Source organism: Pedobacter sp. AC464 (genome assembly GCF_979253075.1).
This window is the reverse complement of sequence record NZ_CEEDBV010000002.1, coordinates 1,954,606-1,971,365: the sequence shown is the minus strand read 5'-3', so window position 1 is coordinate 1,971,365 and position 16,760 is coordinate 1,954,606. Positions and strand designations below refer to the sequence as shown.

Here is a 16,760-nt window from a genome sequence, read left to right as displayed (position 1 = left end):
AAATTAACATCATGAAAAGAACATTCCCTTTAGTACTGATTGCATTTTTATGCACCACCTTAAGCAGTTGCGAACTTGTAGAAGGTATATTTAAAGCCGGCGTTTGGTCTGGAATTATAGTCGTAGTAATCGTAGTTGCGGTAATAATCTGGATATTATCCAAGGTATTTGGTGGTAAAGGATAATTATAAATTACTTTAAGTATTAATTTTACGAAAAAGCTGAAGACGAAAACTTCAGCTTTTTTGTTTACAAAAAGATCATTTCTGTTATCACTTCGCTGCCCGCATGCGCATTTAGTTTTTGAATTATGCCCTGCCTTACCAATACGAGTTCATTTTTTATTACGGAAGATTCGATGCGTATAAAAAGCTTTTTATCGTGGATATAAATTTGCTTTGTGCGGTTCGCTATTGCCGTACCCATAATTTCGGGCCATATGGCAAGGATGGAGGTTTCATCGAATTTACGGCGCAACCTGTACACATCAAGCATTTTGCCGATGGCATCTTTCAAGGTAACATCATTAGGTTTACGCATGCTTTATTTGTCCGTTTTCTACTTCAAACAAAGTTACATCAACTTCTATCTTTTTAAAAATTGATTTAACTCGTTCGATTCCTGTATCAGTAATAAATATTTGTCCGAAATCGTGATGAGAAACCATTTGCATAAGCTTCTGCACGCGACTATCATCTAGTTTGTCGAAAATATCATCCAATAACAATAATGGTTTAAAGCCTTTATTTTTTGCGAGATAGGCATATTGAGCCAGTTTTAACGCAATCAAAAATGACTTTTGCTGGCCTTGGGAGCCAAATTTTTTCAAAGCCATTCCACTTATTATAAAAGCAAGCTCATCTTTATGAACTCCAGTTGTCGTACGCTCTAAAACGCGGTCCTTTTCAACAGATTTCTGCAACAACTCATCAAAAGGAGTTTCATTTAGCTGCGATAGATAAGACAATTCAACGGTTTCCTTGTTATCAGTAAGGTAGCTATAATACTGGTTAAACAAAGGGATAAACTCATTCATAAAGGCCTTACGAATGGCAAAAATCTTCTTACCGGCGTTAATCAATTGCTCATCGAGTATTTGAAGCAACGTAGCGTCGTACCTTTTAGTAAGGGCAATTTGTTTTAGCAACGCATTTCTGTTTGCCAGCACGCGGTTATAAGCTATTAACTGATCGAGGTAATGTGAATCAGTCTGCGAAATCACGTTATCAATAAACTTTCTTCGCTCCTCGCTTCCCTCCATAATCAGGTTTACATCATAGGGCGAAACCATTACAACAGGAAACAGTCCAATATGATCGGCAAGTTTATCGTATTCTTTTTTGTTGCGCTTAAATTGTTTTTTCTGATTTCTTTTTACGCCACAGCTAATTTTTTCATTTTTCAAATTCCTGTCAAAATCGCCCTGAATCATAAAAATGTCTTCGCCGGTTTTAATTTGCTGCCCGTCAATCGGGTTAAAATAACTTTTACACAAACAAAGGTAGTGTATGGCATCGAGCATATTCGTTTTTCCTGAGCCGTTATTGCCTGTAAAAACGTTTACGGTATCAGAGAAGCTGATTGCTGCATCGCCATAGTTTTTGAAATTAAGAAGGGTAATGTTCTTCAACCACATAATTATGCCGCAATTTACCTAATTTTTACCCTTCAAATGTTCAATGTTAAAAATTAAAGCTTACATTCATCGCAAGTATAAATATATGGTAGCACAAAAAATGTTAGAAGGAAATGTCCTTTGGTCTTACGATTACGAACTTAACAACGAGAAAAATTTTGGTTGGATAAAAAGGTTTGCGGGCATGTTTTCTTTTTTAAAGCCCTTGCATAATCACGAGGGCAATATTTTACTTGCATCCAACGGCTTATTTATCACAGGCGATGAGCATTTAGAACTGCCGCTTTCAAACATTGAGGAAGTTTACATGGGTTTCGACGAACTCTTTCCAGCCTCGTCAGTAAAAAACCTGGGCATGTTCTGGCAACCAATTAGAATTAAATCATTTATAAACCACTCCGAAAGCCAAACGGTTTATCTGGTGATAAACCACACTGGCTTTTTTAGCGACAACAAAACCTGGTTTAATACGCTAATTAGTTTATTGCGTTGATAATTTAAAACTTGAAAATTTCTGCCCCTAAATAACTATTGTTTAATTAAATACTTGAAAATAAAGGTTGATACTTTGATTGAAAAACGTATTTTTGCAATCTTAATTTTTTAAACAAACATGTCTACAACAGATAATCAGACAACTCAACCTATTAGAAAAGGTTCTTTTTTACAGGAAAATAATAAAAGCCTGTTATTTATAGCAGGAGCTGTAATCGTTTTAATTGGTGTTTATATTTGGTACCAAAACGTATATTTAAAAGATCGTGCACAGGAAGCTGCGAGCAAAATGTTCAAAGCCGAGCAATTAATTGGTGTTGATTCTTTATCGAATAAAGCAATTAAAGGCGAAGGTGGTTATCCGGGATTAGAGCAAATTGCTAAAGACTACGATAATACAAAATCAGCAAATTTAGCAAACCTTTATTTAGGAGGTATTTATTTACGCAAAGGCGAATACAAACAAGCAATTGATGCTTTGAGTAAGTACAGCGCTACTGGCAGTCCGGTTGCAGATCCTTTAGCTTTAGGTTTATTGGGCGATGCTTACAGTGAATTAAAAGATTATAAACAGGCTGTTACTTATTATAAGAAGGCTGCTGATAAATCGAGCAAATTTACATCTCCTATGTTTTTAAAGAAATTAGGTTTAGTGAATGAAAACCTGAAAGATTTTAAAGGTGCCGTAGAAGCTTATACTAAAATTAAAACGCAGTACCCGGAAAGCCAGGAAGCACAATTAGTTGATGCTTATATCGCAAGAGCTCAGGAACAGGTTAAGTAATCATTAAATAACATAATATAAAAGACCTTCATTTGAAGGTCTTTTTTTTTGTAGTCATTTTTGCAAAAAACACGCTTCGCTAACGCAGCATCTTAGTCTCCGGCGGGACAGCTGCCTGCCTGTGGGCGAAAGGCTTCATCACGTTTGTGACGAACGCCATGAGCAGGAAACTATTTGTTAAAAGCAGTCATGGTGTGCGCAGGGCCGACCGTTACAAAACTTTTTATCAATTCGACGCTTTTATCTATCAGCGCAGGCAATTCTAATTGCTCTTTCTTATCAAATAAACCTAAAACGAAGTCAACTTGCCTGCCTTTAGGGTAATCGCTGCCAATGCCAAAGCGCAAACGGGCATAATTTTGTCCGCCGCAAACTTCTTCAATACTTTTTAAACCATTGTGGCCTGCAGAACTTCCCTGAAGTTTTAAGCGAAGTTTACCCAGCGGCAAAGCCAGATCATCTACAATCACCAAAACATTTTCCGGTACAATTTTAAGTTCTTTCATCCAATAGTTTACCGCTTTGCCACTTAGGTTCATAAAAGTGGTTGGCTTAATTACATGGAGCTTTTTGCCTTTAAAACCTACCTCCGCATAATAAGCCAGGCGAATGTTTTCGAAACTTCCGCCTAAACCTTTAACCAGCTCATCGGCAATATCAAATCCAATATTATGGCGGGTATGCGCATAATCCGGACCAATATTACCCAAACCAACTATTAAATATTTCATAGCTGCAAATGTAAAGGCTTAAAGCGAAAAGACCAACAAGGAAGAAGCAATAAGGGAAAAATCAACAGAGATAAAGGTTGATCAAAAAAAAAGCGGTGCAATAAATGCACCGCTTAATTCTGTAATCAAAAAATCTTCGAGATTCTGATTATTTTTTACCTTTAGCAGCTTCAGTTTCTGCTTGTTTTAATGCTCTAGACATTGCAACTGAAACGATTGTATCTTCAGGTGTGTTAGTGATAGCATACTTGTTGCCTTGTAAATCGCGAACACGGAATAAGCTACCAACTTCTAATTTTTCTAAACTTACTTCAACGTTTTGAGGCATATCAGCAGGTAAAGCTTTAACACGAAGTTTACGTAATTTTTGGATTAACTTACCACCCATTTTAACGCCTGGAGAAGTTCCTGTTAATTTTACAGGGATTTCCATTACGATTTCTTTTTCATCAAATAACTGAAGAAAATCGATGTGCATTAATACATCGGTAAGTGGATGAAACTGAGTGTCTTTTACAATAGCTTTAGTTTTAGCACCGTTAACATCAATCTCTACAAAGTTCACTTCCGGGGTATAAATAACATCTCTTAAATCAGCAATAACCACAGCTAAGTGTTGTTGCTCTTTTCCACCATACAATACCGCCGGAACTTTACCTTCGTAACGAAGTTCCTTGGCATCGCGTTTCCCTACGTTCTCTCTTGGAGAACCGCTAATTGCGATTGTTTTCATTTTATTTATATTTATTTATTAAAATTCTTTTTGCGTCTGTCGCTAAATCGTAAAACGAATAGCGACCAACGTTTTATACTCTAAACAAATCGCTGATTGAACCATGCTCATTTACATTGGCAATTGCCCTTGCAAATAAACTAGCTGTACTCAGCACTCTAATTTTCGAACTTTCCTGTTTTAGAGGAATCGTATCGGTAACGATTAATTCTGACAGCACAGAGTTCTCAACCGTTTCAATTGCTTTGCCTGATAATACAGCATGCGTACAAACTGCACGTACACTTGCTGCACCGTTTTCCATAATCAACGCCGCAGCTTTTGATAAGGTTCCGGCGGTATCACAAATGTCATCAATCAGTACTACATCCTGTCCGGTAACATCGCCAATAATCGACATTGATTCGATTTCATTAGCACGTTTACGGCGTTTATCGCAAATAATAACTTCAGCATTAAAAAATTTCGCAAAGGTACGAGCCCTGTACGAACCACCCATATCTGGTGATGCAATAGTTAAATTTGGCAGGTTCAAACTCTTAATGTAAGGAACAAATATTACCGAACCATCTAAGTGATCAACCGGAATATCAAAAAATCCTTGTATCTGCGCAGCATGCAAATCCATCGTCATAATGCGGTGAATGCCTGCTGATTTTAACAAATTCGCAACCAATTTAGCACCGATAGCAACACGCGGTTTATCTTTTCTATCCTGACGGGCCAAACCATAATAAGGAACTACTGCTGTTATATAATGTGCTGATGCGCGTTTCGCTGCATCTACCATTAATAAAAGTTCCATTAAATTATCGCTGGGCTGATAAGTAGATTGGATTAAAAAAACATCACAGCCCCGAATTGATTCATCAAATGAAGGCTGAAACTCACCATCGCTAAACTTGTGGATAGTAACATCACCAAGTGGCTTGCCGTAACTTTCAGCAATTTTTAATGATAATCCTCTTGAACCTGTTCCGGAAAATAATTTAACCGGGTTAAACTGCAATGGCATGATCCGTGAGTAGTTTACGGTTTAAAAAAAATCGGATCATGCATTTTCTAAATACATGATCCGATGCTAAATTTTGTTGTCCGACCTGGATTCGAACCAAGACAAACAGTACCAAAAACTGTCGTACTACCCTTATACTATCGGACAAACTACTTATCGAGGATATATCCCCGAAAGGGAATGCAAATGTAGGCAGCATATTTTAAATATGCAAGAGTGATTTCAAAAAAAAAGTAAAATTTATTTCCGTTTCGAAAAGATTGAAAATTTCTGTTCGCACCATGCAACGTTTTCAATTAAAAGCCGACTTTATAGGTCAAACCTATAACCCTTTTACTATCAATTACTAAACGAACTATGAGATACTCGAAAATTAACAACCTAACCGGCTGGTTATGTTTTTTTATTGCAAGCCTCACTTACATTTTAACGTTAGATAAATTTGCAAGTTTTTGGGATTGCGGCGAATTTATTGCCTCAGCCTTCAGACTTGAAGTTGTGCACCAACCTGGAGCGCCACTGGTTTCGATGATTCAGAGAGCGTTTTCGGCATTTGCACTAGGTGATAAAACTAAGGTAGCTTATTTTATGAATGTGGCTTCTGCCCTGGCCAGTGCTGCAACAATTCTCTTTCTCTTCTGGACAATCACCGCCCTCGCGAAACGGATTTTGATAAAAGGAAACCAAGCCCCAACTGGCTCCCAAACGCTAAGCATAATTGGAGCAGGCCTTGTAGGCGCACTTGCTTATACTTTTTCGGATAGCTTTTGGTTTTCGGCAGTTGAGGCAGAAGTTTACGCTTTATCGTCGCTTTGTACAGCCGTTGCCTTCTGGGGGATTTTAAAATGGGAATCGCAGGCAGATGAGCCCCGTGCAGACCGATGGCTGGCATTTGTAGCCTATGTGATAGGCCTTTCGATTGGTGTGCATCTGTTAAACTTATTGGTTATTCCTGCCCTTGTGTTTGTTTATTATTTTCGAAAAACACCAAACCCAACCAACAAAGGGATTATTAAAACTTTTTTACTTTCTATTCTAATGCTCGCCTTTGTTCAGTTTGGCATCATTCAATACTCAGTAGCAGCGGCTGCATACATGGATTTATTTTTTGTAAATACTTTGGGATTCGGCTTCGGAACGGGCGTTTTATTTTTCGCGGTGTTAATAATTTCTGCATTGGTTTTTGCAATAAGATACTCGGTTAAACAAAAGAAACAGTTTCTTAATCTTGCTTTGGTTTCAACCGTTTTACTAATATTCGGTTATAGTTCCTTTTCAATGCTGATTATAAGGGCGCATGCCAAGCCAAACCTCAATAACACAAACCCTGAAAACGCTTTTACCTTTTTAAACTATGTAAATCGTGCTCAGTATGGAGACAGACCATTACTGTTTGGAGAAAATTACAACACAGAAAAAATAGACGTTAAAGAAACGGGAAAATTATATAAAAAGGGCGAATTGAAATATGAACCTGCCGGAACCAAATCAGATTACGTTTATGCAGAAAAAACTTTGTTACCAAGAATGTACAGCGATAAACCTGAACATCAAAAGTTTTACAAAAGCTGGATGGGTTTTGACGACTCGCACAAACCAGGCCTTTTAGACAACATAAATTACATGTTTTCTTTCCAGGCGGGCCAAATGTATATGCGCTACTTTATGTGGAATTTCGTTGGCCGGCAAAATAACCAGGATGGACAACTTGGCGAAAATGGCGGCGGGTGGTTAAGTGGCGTTAAACCTATTGATGCGCTTCGTTTTGGCGATCAGAAAAATCTACCGCCTTCTATCGTTGAAAATAAGGCTTACAACAGGTTTTTCTTCCTTCCGTTGATTCTGGGCTTAATTGGTGCGGTGTGGCATTTCAAAAAAAACCAGAAGCAAGCAGGCGTAATCGGGCTCTTGTTCTTTTTCACCGGGGTTGCAATTGTGCTCTACTTAAACTCTGTTCCTATCGAACCGCGTGAACGTGATTACGCTTATGTAGGCTCATTTTATGCATTTTCAATTTGGATTGGCTTAAGCGTATTCGGACTAAAAGATTGGGTCTTTAGAAAAGTGACGCAAAAAAAAGCCGCTGTCTTTGCTTCACTAACAGCGCTTATTGCTGCCCCGGTTATTATGGCTACGCAAGGTTGGGACGACCACGACCGTTCGGAAAGCCATCTGGCACGAGACATTTCAATCGACTATTTAAAATCATGCGCACCAAACGCCATCCTGTTTACCTATGGAGATAACGATACCTTTCCGGTATGGTATGCGCAGGAAGTTGAAAATATCCGGCCGGATGTACGGATTGTAAACCTGAGTTTATTCACGGCAGATTGGTACATAGACGGTATGAAGCGCAAGCAAAACGACTCTAAACCGCTACCAATTTCAATGAAACCCAACCAATATGCCGAGGGAACACGGGACGTAATTTACTATCAGGACTATAAAATTGCCCAAAGCGTAGAACTGAAACAACTAATGGAGGTTTTGTTATCTGATAATGATGAAGACAAAATCACACTTCAGGATGGTTCAAAGGCAAATATCCTTCCTACTAAAAAATTCAAATTAAGTGTAAACCAACGTGAAGTTCTTGATACGGGAACTGTTCCTACCGAGGATGCGGGTAAAATTGCCAGTACAATGGAGTGGACGTATAATTCCAATTACCTTACAAAAGGAACCTTGGCATTGCTGGATATTTTAACGCACAACAAATGGCAAAGACCAATATATTTCAGTGGAGCAATGCCCGATGAGCAGTATGTTGGTTTAAATAAATATTTATATGCTGAAGGATTGAACTATCGGCTCCTCCCGCTTAAGCCAGATACCTCGAAGCAGGAAATGTTTGAGCAGGTTAACGTAAAGCCATTTTTCGACAATATGGTAACCAATTATAACTACGGAAATATTAAATACGCTAACCATTTAGACCGACAATCGGCAGACGATGTGACCATGTTTTCGAATATGTTTAATGGTTTAATTACTGGCTTAATTAACGAAGGCAGGATTGCAGAAAGTAAAGCCGTTGTGAACAAATACTACCAGGTGATGCCGCTTAAATTTTACAGCATGAGACATGTAATGAGTTCATTTTATTTTACAGAAAACCTTTATCGATTAAATGATTTAGCCCGGGCAAATGCATTTATCAATCAATCGGCAGATTACATGACGAAAGAACTTACACACCTGGCAGATGTTTCGGAAAGTAAAAACAAGTTATCGTCTGAAAGAGATGTGCACGTTTATATGACTTATTTAGGCCAGATGGTAAAACTGACCCAAGCCTATAAGCAAACCGATTTGAGCAACAAACTGGAAAAAGAATACAATCAGTTTATAAACAGGTTTGCCCCATTTGCCGGAAGCTAATCCGAACATCACCATTATGCCAAAACCCGTAAAGTACTGTTTCAAAAGCACTTTGCGGGTTTTGGTTTACTTAAGAGCAATTTTGTGTAATTTTTACCGGCGCAGCAGACTCAATTGCGTTAAAAAGTGTAAAAACAATGGGAGTTATTCCTCATTTATCGACTATATTAATTAATTTCGGCAGCATTTTTATGTGCAGGAATATTTAATCATCATTATCAAAAACCAATGAATTATTCAAAAGTTAATAATATAACGGGCTGGGTTTGTTTTTTAATTGCTACCATAACATACGTCTTAACATTAGAACCATCAGTTAGTTTCTGGGATTGTGGCGAGTTTATCGCATCTGCGTTGAAAATGCAGGTTGTTCACCAACCCGGAGCACCTTTATTTTTAATGCTACAAAGGTTTTTCTCCATATTTGCTTTCGGAGATGTAACCAAAGTTGCTTATTGGATGAACATTGGTTCTGCGCTATCAAGTGCTGCAACCATCCTATTTTTATTTTGGACAATTACCGCACTCGCTAAAAAAACTATAGTTAAAGCTGGTGAAAGCTTAACATCAGGGCAATTAATAAGCATTATGGGCGCCGGTGTTGTTGGTGCATTGGCCTACGCCTTTTCAGATAGTTTTTGGTTCTCTGCAGTAGAATCTGAGGTTTATGCTCAGTCATCTCTATTTACAGCTATCGTTTTCTGGGGTATTTTGAAATGGGAAGCCCACGCTGATGAGCCAAAAGCCGATAGATGGCTTTTATTCATCGCCTATATTATGGGTTTATCAATCGGTATTCACCTGTTAAACCTTTTAACCATACCAGCAATTGCCTTTATTTACTATTTCAAAAAAACAGGCAAAGCAACAACTTCGGGCATTTTTAAAACGCTTATCGTTGGTATCTTAATTTTGGGCGTTATCCAATATGGAATTATCCAGTATCTGGTATCTTTTGGCGCATACTTCGATTTGTTTTTCGTTAACACTTTGGGTTTAGGCTTTGGAACCGGCGTTTTATTCTTCGCTGTTTTAATTATTGCCGCCTTCGTGTGGGGTATTCGCTACTCCATCAAACATCAAAAGAGATTACTCAATTTAGGCCTTATTTCTACGGTTTTAATCATTTTTGGATACGCTTCGTTTGCGATGATAATCATCAGAGCTAAAGCCGACCCAAATTTGAACAACAGCGCCCCTAAGGATGCATTCTCATTTTTAAGCTACTTAAACAGAGAGCAATATGGCGATAGACCATTACTTTTCGGACCGAATTACAACTCGGAAAGAACCGGTGTAACTGAAGGAAAAACAATATGGAGAAAAGGCGCTGAAAAGTATGAAGTTGCAGGCAAAAAGAACGATTACGAATACGCAGATAATACCTTTTTACCACGTATGTACAGCGATGACCAAAAACACGCAGAGTTTTACAAGGAGTGGATGCATTTGGACGATAGCAAAAAACCAAACTTAGTTGATAATGTTGGCTTTTTATTCAGCTACCAAATCGGTTATATGTATATGCGCTATTTTGGATGGAACTTTGTTGGACGCCAAAATGATGAACAAGGACAGGGAAGCGGCTTCGAAGGTACTTCGTTAAGCGGAATAAAACCCATCGACGCAATTTGGCATGGCGATCAAAGTCATTTGCCGCCGTCTACGGTTGATAATAAAGCATACAATAGATTCTTTTTCTTGCCATTGATTATCGGTTTAATGGGTGCAATTTGGCATTTTGGCCGCAACCAGAAAGATGCCGGGGTAGTTGGTTTATTATTTTTCTTTACAGGGATTGCAATTGTTTTATACTTGAATCAGAAACCGTTAGAACCGCGTGAGCGTGATTATGCCTACGTTGGTTCGTTTTACGCCTTTGCAATATGGATTGGACTAGGGGTTTTAGCGATAAAGGAATGGCTGTTTAAAAAGCTTACCCCTGCAACCGGTGCAATTGCAGCCTCTGTTATTGGCTTGTTTGCTGCTCCGGTTATAATGGCGCAACAAGGTTGGGACGATCATGATCGTTCTACAAAAATGGTCGCTCATGATATCGCATTAGATTACCTACAATCCTGCGCACCAAATGCCATACTATTCACCTATGGTGATAATGATACTTACCCGCTTTGGTATATCCAGGAAGTTGAACGGGTGCGTCCGGATGTACGTATCGTTAACCTGAGTTTGTTTGACACCGATTGGTATATAAATGGCATGAAGCAAAAACAAAACGACTCTGAACCTTTACCAATATCGATGAAAGAATCGCAGTTTGTGCAGGGCGAGCGTGATGTAATGCCTTACGATGATTATAAAATCGCGGGAAATGTGGAACTTAAAAATGTGGTCGATTTACTATTGTCTGATAGTCCCGACGATAAAGTAGCCATGCAAGATGGTACAAAATCAAACTTCCTGCCAACAAAAAACTTTAAATTAACCATCAATCTGCAGGATGTTATAAATACAGGAACTGTTCCGGCAGCGAATGCAGACAAAATTGCTTCAGAAATGCAATGGAAGTTTAACAAAGGTTATGTTACTAAAGGTACATTGGCTATGCTCGATATCCTTGCGCATAATAACTGGAAACGTCCGATTTATTTCGCTTCTACAGTACCTTCAGAACAGTATAATGGATTAGATAAATATTTGTATAGTGAAGGTTTGGCCTTGCGCTTATTACCTCTCAAAGCAGACACTACCTCTTCAGAAGATAGAGAGGAATTGTTAAACACCCCAGTTCTTTATAAAAACGTAATGGAGAAATTTAAATGGGGCAATATAAAAACCGCCAAATATTTAGATCCACAATCGTCTGACGATACCTTTATCTTTACAAATCTTTTCAGCAGTTTAACAGGAAGCCTGATTAAAGAAGGGAAAGTTGATGAAGCGAAAAAAGTAATCGATAAGTTTTATACGGTTATGCCTGATAGATTTTTCGGGATAAGAACGGTTGTTGTAAAATACTACATGGCAGAAAATCTTTACAAACTTGGGGAAACTGCTAGAGCGAATGATATTTTATTGAAATCTGGCGATTACATAGAAAAAGAACTTACCTATCTTGCTGATATTTCTGCATCAAAAGGAAGCATAACAGGTACTCAAAACGTTCAAACGGGGTTATATTATCTGGACAGGATGATTAAAACTTCGAAAGCAATGGGACAAACGAAAGTTAGTACGCAACTTGAAAAGCAATTTTCAGGACTTGAAGCAAGATTTTCCAGTTATTTTGGTCAGCAACCCGGGCAATAAGTTCCAAAAATATTTTAGTAGCAGCTGCATTAATTTGTAGCTGCTTTTTTTTTGGGCTAAGCTGCCTGTTATTATTGCCGATACGAATATTAAGTTGTGGCTGTTGGTTTGCGCTCGATGGGGGTTTGGTTTGCGCTCGTTTTAACGAGCGCTTTATACCTAGCGACTAAGTTGCAAAGTAACGCATTCGCAAAAGTTGAATGCGACCATGACAAAACCCAAACGAAATGTTTATTGCTGGAATCAAAACCAAACATATTTTAAATAAAAAAGTCCTGCATGGATAACCAGGCAGGACTTCAATATTAAAAAAAAATATTATTCATTAACAACGCCCATCGCACAGAATTTTTCAATTCGTTGTTCGATAAGTTTGTCTGTTTTCAGTTTTCCTAACGATGATAAATCTTTTAAAATATAATCTTTTAAGGTTTGCCCCATTAATTCAGGATCTTGATGTGCACCACCCAAAGGCTCTGGGATGATTCCATCGATGAGTTTGTTACCAAACATATCATCTGAGGTAAGTTTAAGACATTCGGCTGCTTTTTCTTTGAAATCCCAGCTTCTCCATAAAATTGAAGAACAGGATTCAGGAGAAATTACCGAATACCAGGTATGCTCAAGCATGTAAACCTTATCGCCAATGCCTATGCCCAAAGCCCCGCCAGATGCACCCTCACCCACAACAATACAAATAATTGGAACCCTTAGTACCGACATTTCTAATAAGTTTCTGGCAATCGCTTCACCCTGACCGCGTTCTTCGGCCTCTAAACCCGGGTAAGCACCCATCGTATCGATAAAAGAAATTACCGGTTTGTTAAACTTTTCTGCCAGGCGCATTAAACGCAATGCTTTCCGGTAACCTTCAGGATTTGCCATTCCAAAATTACGATATTGGCGCTCTTTGGTGTTTTTTCCTTTTTGGTGACCAATAACCATAACCGTTTGGCCATTGATGGTTGCAAAACCACCAACAATGGCTTTATCATCTTTAACCGTTCTATCGCCGTGTAACTCAATAAAATCATCACAAATCATGTTGATGTAATCGAGTGTCTGCGGCCTGTCGGGATGGCGGCTCATTTGAACCTTATTCCAACCGGTTAAATTATTATATAAGTTATTCGTGGTTTCATTTAATTTGCCGTCAAGTTCATCTAAAGTGGCAGTCATATCTACCTTAGTCTTTTCGGCAACTTGTTTAACCTTTTCTATCTGCTGAACTAAATCTGCAATAGGCTTTTCAAAATCGAATGATGTTTTTATTTGCTGCATAATTGGGTTACAAAAATAAGTATTTATTTTTAGTTTGCAGTTAACAGTTTTAGTTAAACATTAACACTTCCTTGCTTTACCACGCCTGGCAAATTGAATTGTAAATAACCGTGAAAGCGTCTTTAAATCCATCGAATCTACAAAGCTGGTTAAAACTTAGCTGCCTCGCCACTTTTTGGCAGCGCTTTCTTAATAAAATCCCTGATGTGGTTGTTTGCAGTTTTTAAGTCATCTTTGCGTAGGTACATCATGTGTCCGCTTCGGTAGCCTTCCCAGGTCATTCTATCCTGAAGTTTGCCCGCAGCATCTAACTGCCACATGCTGTATTTAGCATTGAAATAATCGCAGGCGCCATCATAATAACCCGACTGTACCAGCAGATGAAGGTATGGATTTTGTGCCATTGCCTGCCTTAAATTGTCGCCGGTTTTGTCACCTGAGTTGTCCCAAGGATAAACTGAACCAAACATGTTATACTTCAAATCCGTTTTGTAATTAAGCTCATTCCTGATGTACATGTTAATTGCCGGGGTAAAAGAATGTAGCCATGAGGTTAATTCTGCATTATAATCCGGAGATTCGCCGGCGCCCATTTTATCAATCCCTTTGTAACGGGAATCTAAACGACCAACGGTGAAGCCTTTATCTCTCAACAACTCTTTCCAAAAAAAATCTGTAGGAACATTAAGGTTATAATCCAAAAATACCTTTTCTGATATTCCGGAGTAGCGGGCCATTTTCGCGGCGATTGACTTTTTCTTTTCGACACTAAGCATTCCGCCCTGGGCAATCGCCGGAATAACTTCGTTGATGGTGAAACTTTCTACCTCGGGTAACATTGCCGTTAAATCTTTCGATTGTAAATCTGTAGCTAAAGCTTTGTGGTACCAGGCAGTGGCTGCGAAGTATGGCAAACGCAAAGCTGCATCAACCGGGCCGCTTCTCTCAATGCCAAGCTCTGTAGGCGATACCAAAACGACACCATTCAAATACATCCACTGGCTATTTTGTAATTCCAGGGCAAGGCCAGAAACACGTGTTGTTCCGTAACTTTCGCCGATTAAAAATTTTGGCGATGCCCAGCGGTTATTTCTGGTAACAAATGTATTTATCCATTCTGCCAGGTATTTGATATCGGCCCTGACACCAAAAAATTTATTCGTTGGAATATCTTTGTTGATTGCTCTTGAATAACCAGTATTCACCGGGTCGATGTAAACAATATCAGCAACATCAAGAATTGAGTAAGGATTTTCTTTGTAACCGTAAGGCTGAACGGGATAGCCTTCATCATCAATATTTAAAACCACCGGACCCGTATAAGCAATATGCATCCAAACCGAAGCAGAGCCCGGGCCGCCATTAAATGAAATGACCAAAGGCCGTTTATCTTTGTTCTGTACATCGGTTCTCTCATAATAGGTATAAAACAAGCCTGCAATTGCTTTCCCGTCTTCATCCCAAACAGGCAAAGTTCCGGTAGTAGCTTTATAAGGTATCGATTTGCCATCGATGCTGACCGAATGATTGGTAATAACCGAACTCTCCACCTTGATGGTCCGCTCGTTTCCTGATGGCTTTGCCTCTTCCTTAATGGTAACCTGAGATGTTGTTACAGTTTCTTTAGCAGGTGTGCGCCTTGGCGTTTGCTGCGCATTTGCAAAAAGGCTTCCTAAAAAAAAGGTAGTTAGTAAAAGTTTAAATTTCATTAGTTCTGGTTTGGTTCATAAATATCTAATTTAAGCTTCGCTAATCAAAAAACCATTGAAAATGTTACCATAAAAAAATGGCATTGTGAATCCACAATGCCATTTAAAATAAAAATTAAGAAAGTTATTTATCCCACCAAACTCTACCAACAAGTTTATCTCCTCCGGGTACCGCAGCAGACGCCGCTTTGTAGTTTGCCGCATTTGATACGCCCTCGCCTAGTGGATAAGGGAAACGGCGTGGAATTGAGCCGCCTGTATTCGTATTTGGATAAATTATCGGAACCAAAGCCGGTAGACCTGTTCTACGCCAGTTGGCCCAGGTTTCGTAAAAATCTAACATGGTGATGGTATGCGCCCAGTATTGTGTGGCAATCATATCCAAGCCATTTGCAGCTACATACGGATGGGCAGCTAAATACGTCGTAGCATCGCCCGCACTTACGGCCATGTTTGGATCATATTGCGATAAAAAAGTCATTGCTGATGTAACGCCTGCATTATAATGTGATGCAGCAGAACCACCAATATTAAAACGCTGTGCAGCCTCTGCCCATAGCAGTTCTGATTCTGCATAAGTTAAAATAAAGGTATTTCCATCCCTCTTTAGCATACCCGGATTTGGCGAAGAATAATCGGTAAAATCCGTATAAGAGGCATCCTGACGAACATCTCTACCGGCAATACCACTCAAGTCTTTACCGTTAGGCATACCTTTCTGCACCGATGCCGTGGTTATAAATGCAGGGTTTTGTGTTTTAAGAACATCTGTTAAATACAACTTAGTTACCGCTACTTTACCTAAACGCGGGTCGTTATTTGTTTTCAGATAATTAATAAAGGTGCTGCTCCATCTAGTGTAGAAATTTTCCTGACCGCCATCGCCGAGCAAAACCTGCGCATTTCTGTTTTGAGTTACACGGCCACCATTAACATCATGTTTAAAAAATGCATTGTCACTATCGCTCGTCATCGTTTTGCCAACGGCTTTAGTAATGTAACTTTGTGCCAGGGTCGCATCGGCTTTTGTTAGCCTCATCGCCATGCGCAACATTAAGCTATTGCCGAAACGTTTCCATTTAGCTAAGTCACCCGCAAAAACCAAATCGCCGATTACGGGATCGCCTGATGCATTTAAAGCTGTTGATGCTTCATCTACTTCTTTTAATAAATCTGTGTAAATCGCCTGTTGCGTATCGTACTTAGGATAAAGGATTGCAGAATAGTAGCCCTTTCCAGCATCCGAGTATGGAATATCTCCATATAAATCGGTTAATCTTTCGAAGATTAAAGCTTTCCAGATTCTACCCATTTGATGAACATTGTTGTACTGCGCTTTGCCTCTGGTAGATTCTACCAAATCAACAGCATATTTAACCTGATCTGGATAGGCCTTTTCCCAATAAGCAGCGGTGTAACCTTCGTTCAGCATGTATTTATCTCCGGCCCAGTAACTAATTACCGATGACATACCCTGCATCATGGTGGCGGCATAAATTAAATTTCCCCGCCAGGTTTCATAGGCAAAATCGGTACTTCCTGTATAGGTTAACTGTGCGGTAGATAATAAATAATTAGGATTGTTTTGATCCTGACTCACCGATAATGGGTCGGTATTAATTTTTTCGAAGTCTTTTGTACATCCGGCTATTAGTACTAACCCAGATAATAGAAGTGGTACGTATAATTTTATGATCGTTTTCATTTTCAATTCTTTTAAAG

At 39.0% G+C, this 16,760-nt stretch carries 13 protein-coding genes; 5 read left to right on the top strand and 8 right to left on the bottom strand.

Translation table 11 applies throughout. The annotated features are described in order from the left end of the window. Positions 1-11 precede the first annotated feature (11 nt). Positions 12-185: a hypothetical protein gene (locus AC0IWT_RS19560; protein WP_200940356.1), complete on the top strand. Its 174-nt coding sequence runs from the start codon at positions 12-14 to the stop codon at positions 183-185. Between the two features lie 64 nt (positions 186-249). On the opposite strand, the gene AC0IWT_RS19555 is transcribed toward AC0IWT_RS19560, so the two are convergent. Both AC0IWT_RS19555 and recF read right to left on the bottom strand, forming a co-directional pair. Beyond that, positions 250-540 carry a DciA family protein gene (locus AC0IWT_RS19555; protein WP_056871874.1) on the bottom strand — a complete coding sequence of 97 codons (291 nt, stop codon included), beginning with the start codon at positions 538-540 and terminating at the stop codon, positions 250-252. After that, positions 533-1,636, bottom strand: coding sequence for a DNA replication/repair protein RecF (gene recF / locus AC0IWT_RS19550; RefSeq protein ID WP_471798440.1), 1,104 nt, complete (start codon positions 1,634-1,636; stop codon positions 533-535). The genes AC0IWT_RS19555 and recF overlap by 8 nt, the downstream gene beginning before the upstream one ends. A 43-nt stretch (positions 1,637-1,679) precedes the next feature. On the opposite strand from recF, the gene AC0IWT_RS19545 reads away from it, so the two are divergent. Both AC0IWT_RS19545 and AC0IWT_RS19540 read left to right on the top strand, forming a co-directional pair. After that, positions 1,680-2,129, top strand: coding sequence for a hypothetical protein (locus AC0IWT_RS19545; protein WP_056871876.1), 450 nt, complete (start codon positions 1,680-1,682; stop codon positions 2,127-2,129). 120 nt (positions 2,130-2,249) lie between these two features. Next, positions 2,250-2,915 (top strand): tetratricopeptide repeat protein, encoded by a 666-nt coding sequence (locus AC0IWT_RS19540; RefSeq protein WP_056871877.1) that lies wholly within the window; start codon positions 2,250-2,252, stop codon positions 2,913-2,915. 170 nt (positions 2,916-3,085) lie between these two features. On the opposite strand, the gene pth is transcribed toward AC0IWT_RS19540, so the two are convergent. The 3 genes from pth to AC0IWT_RS19525 form a co-directional block, all read right to left on the bottom strand. Further along, positions 3,086-3,646, bottom strand: a complete 561-nt coding sequence (gene pth / locus AC0IWT_RS19535; RefSeq protein ID WP_471798439.1) for an aminoacyl-tRNA hydrolase — start codon at positions 3,644-3,646, stop codon at positions 3,086-3,088. A 148-nt stretch (positions 3,647-3,794) separates the two neighbouring features. Continuing rightward, positions 3,795-4,379 (bottom strand): 50S ribosomal protein L25/general stress protein Ctc, encoded by a 585-nt coding sequence (locus AC0IWT_RS19530; RefSeq protein WP_056871879.1) that lies wholly within the window; start codon positions 4,377-4,379, stop codon positions 3,795-3,797. Positions 4,380-4,452: 73 nt separating this feature from the next. Continuing rightward, entirely contained in the window at positions 4,453-5,394 is a 942-nt protein-coding gene (locus AC0IWT_RS19525) for a ribose-phosphate pyrophosphokinase (RefSeq protein ID WP_056871880.1), read from the bottom strand. A gap of 357 nt (positions 5,395-5,751) precedes the next feature. Here AC0IWT_RS19525 and AC0IWT_RS19520 point away from each other — a divergent pair, with 357 nt between their 5' ends. Next, positions 5,752-8,778: a glycosyltransferase family 117 protein gene (locus AC0IWT_RS19520; RefSeq protein WP_471798438.1), complete on the top strand. Its 3,027-nt coding sequence runs from the start codon at positions 5,752-5,754 to the stop codon at positions 8,776-8,778. Positions 8,779-9,006: 228 nt separating this feature from the next. After that, positions 9,007-12,048, top strand: a complete 3,042-nt coding sequence (locus tag AC0IWT_RS19515; protein WP_471798437.1) for a glycosyltransferase family 117 protein — start codon at positions 9,007-9,009, stop codon at positions 12,046-12,048. A 318-nt stretch (positions 12,049-12,366) separates the two neighbouring features. On the opposite strand, the gene AC0IWT_RS19510 is transcribed toward AC0IWT_RS19515, so the two are convergent. The 3 genes from AC0IWT_RS19510 to AC0IWT_RS19500 form a co-directional block, all read right to left on the bottom strand. Further along, complete coding sequence (locus AC0IWT_RS19510) at positions 12,367-13,329, bottom strand: acetyl-CoA carboxylase carboxyltransferase subunit alpha (protein WP_471798436.1); 963 nt, start codon at positions 13,327-13,329, stop codon at positions 12,367-12,369. Positions 13,330-13,478: 149 nt separating this feature from the next. Continuing rightward, positions 13,479-15,038 carry a S10 family peptidase gene (locus AC0IWT_RS19505; RefSeq protein ID WP_471798435.1) on the bottom strand — a complete coding sequence of 520 codons (1,560 nt, stop codon included), beginning with the start codon at positions 15,036-15,038 and terminating at the stop codon, positions 13,479-13,481. Between the two features lie 124 nt (positions 15,039-15,162). Next, on the bottom strand, positions 15,163-16,743 hold the full coding sequence (locus AC0IWT_RS19500; RefSeq protein WP_471798434.1) for a SusD/RagB family nutrient-binding outer membrane lipoprotein: 1,581 nt from the start codon (positions 16,741-16,743) through the stop codon (positions 15,163-15,165). Positions 16,744-16,760: the final 17 nt, after the last annotated feature.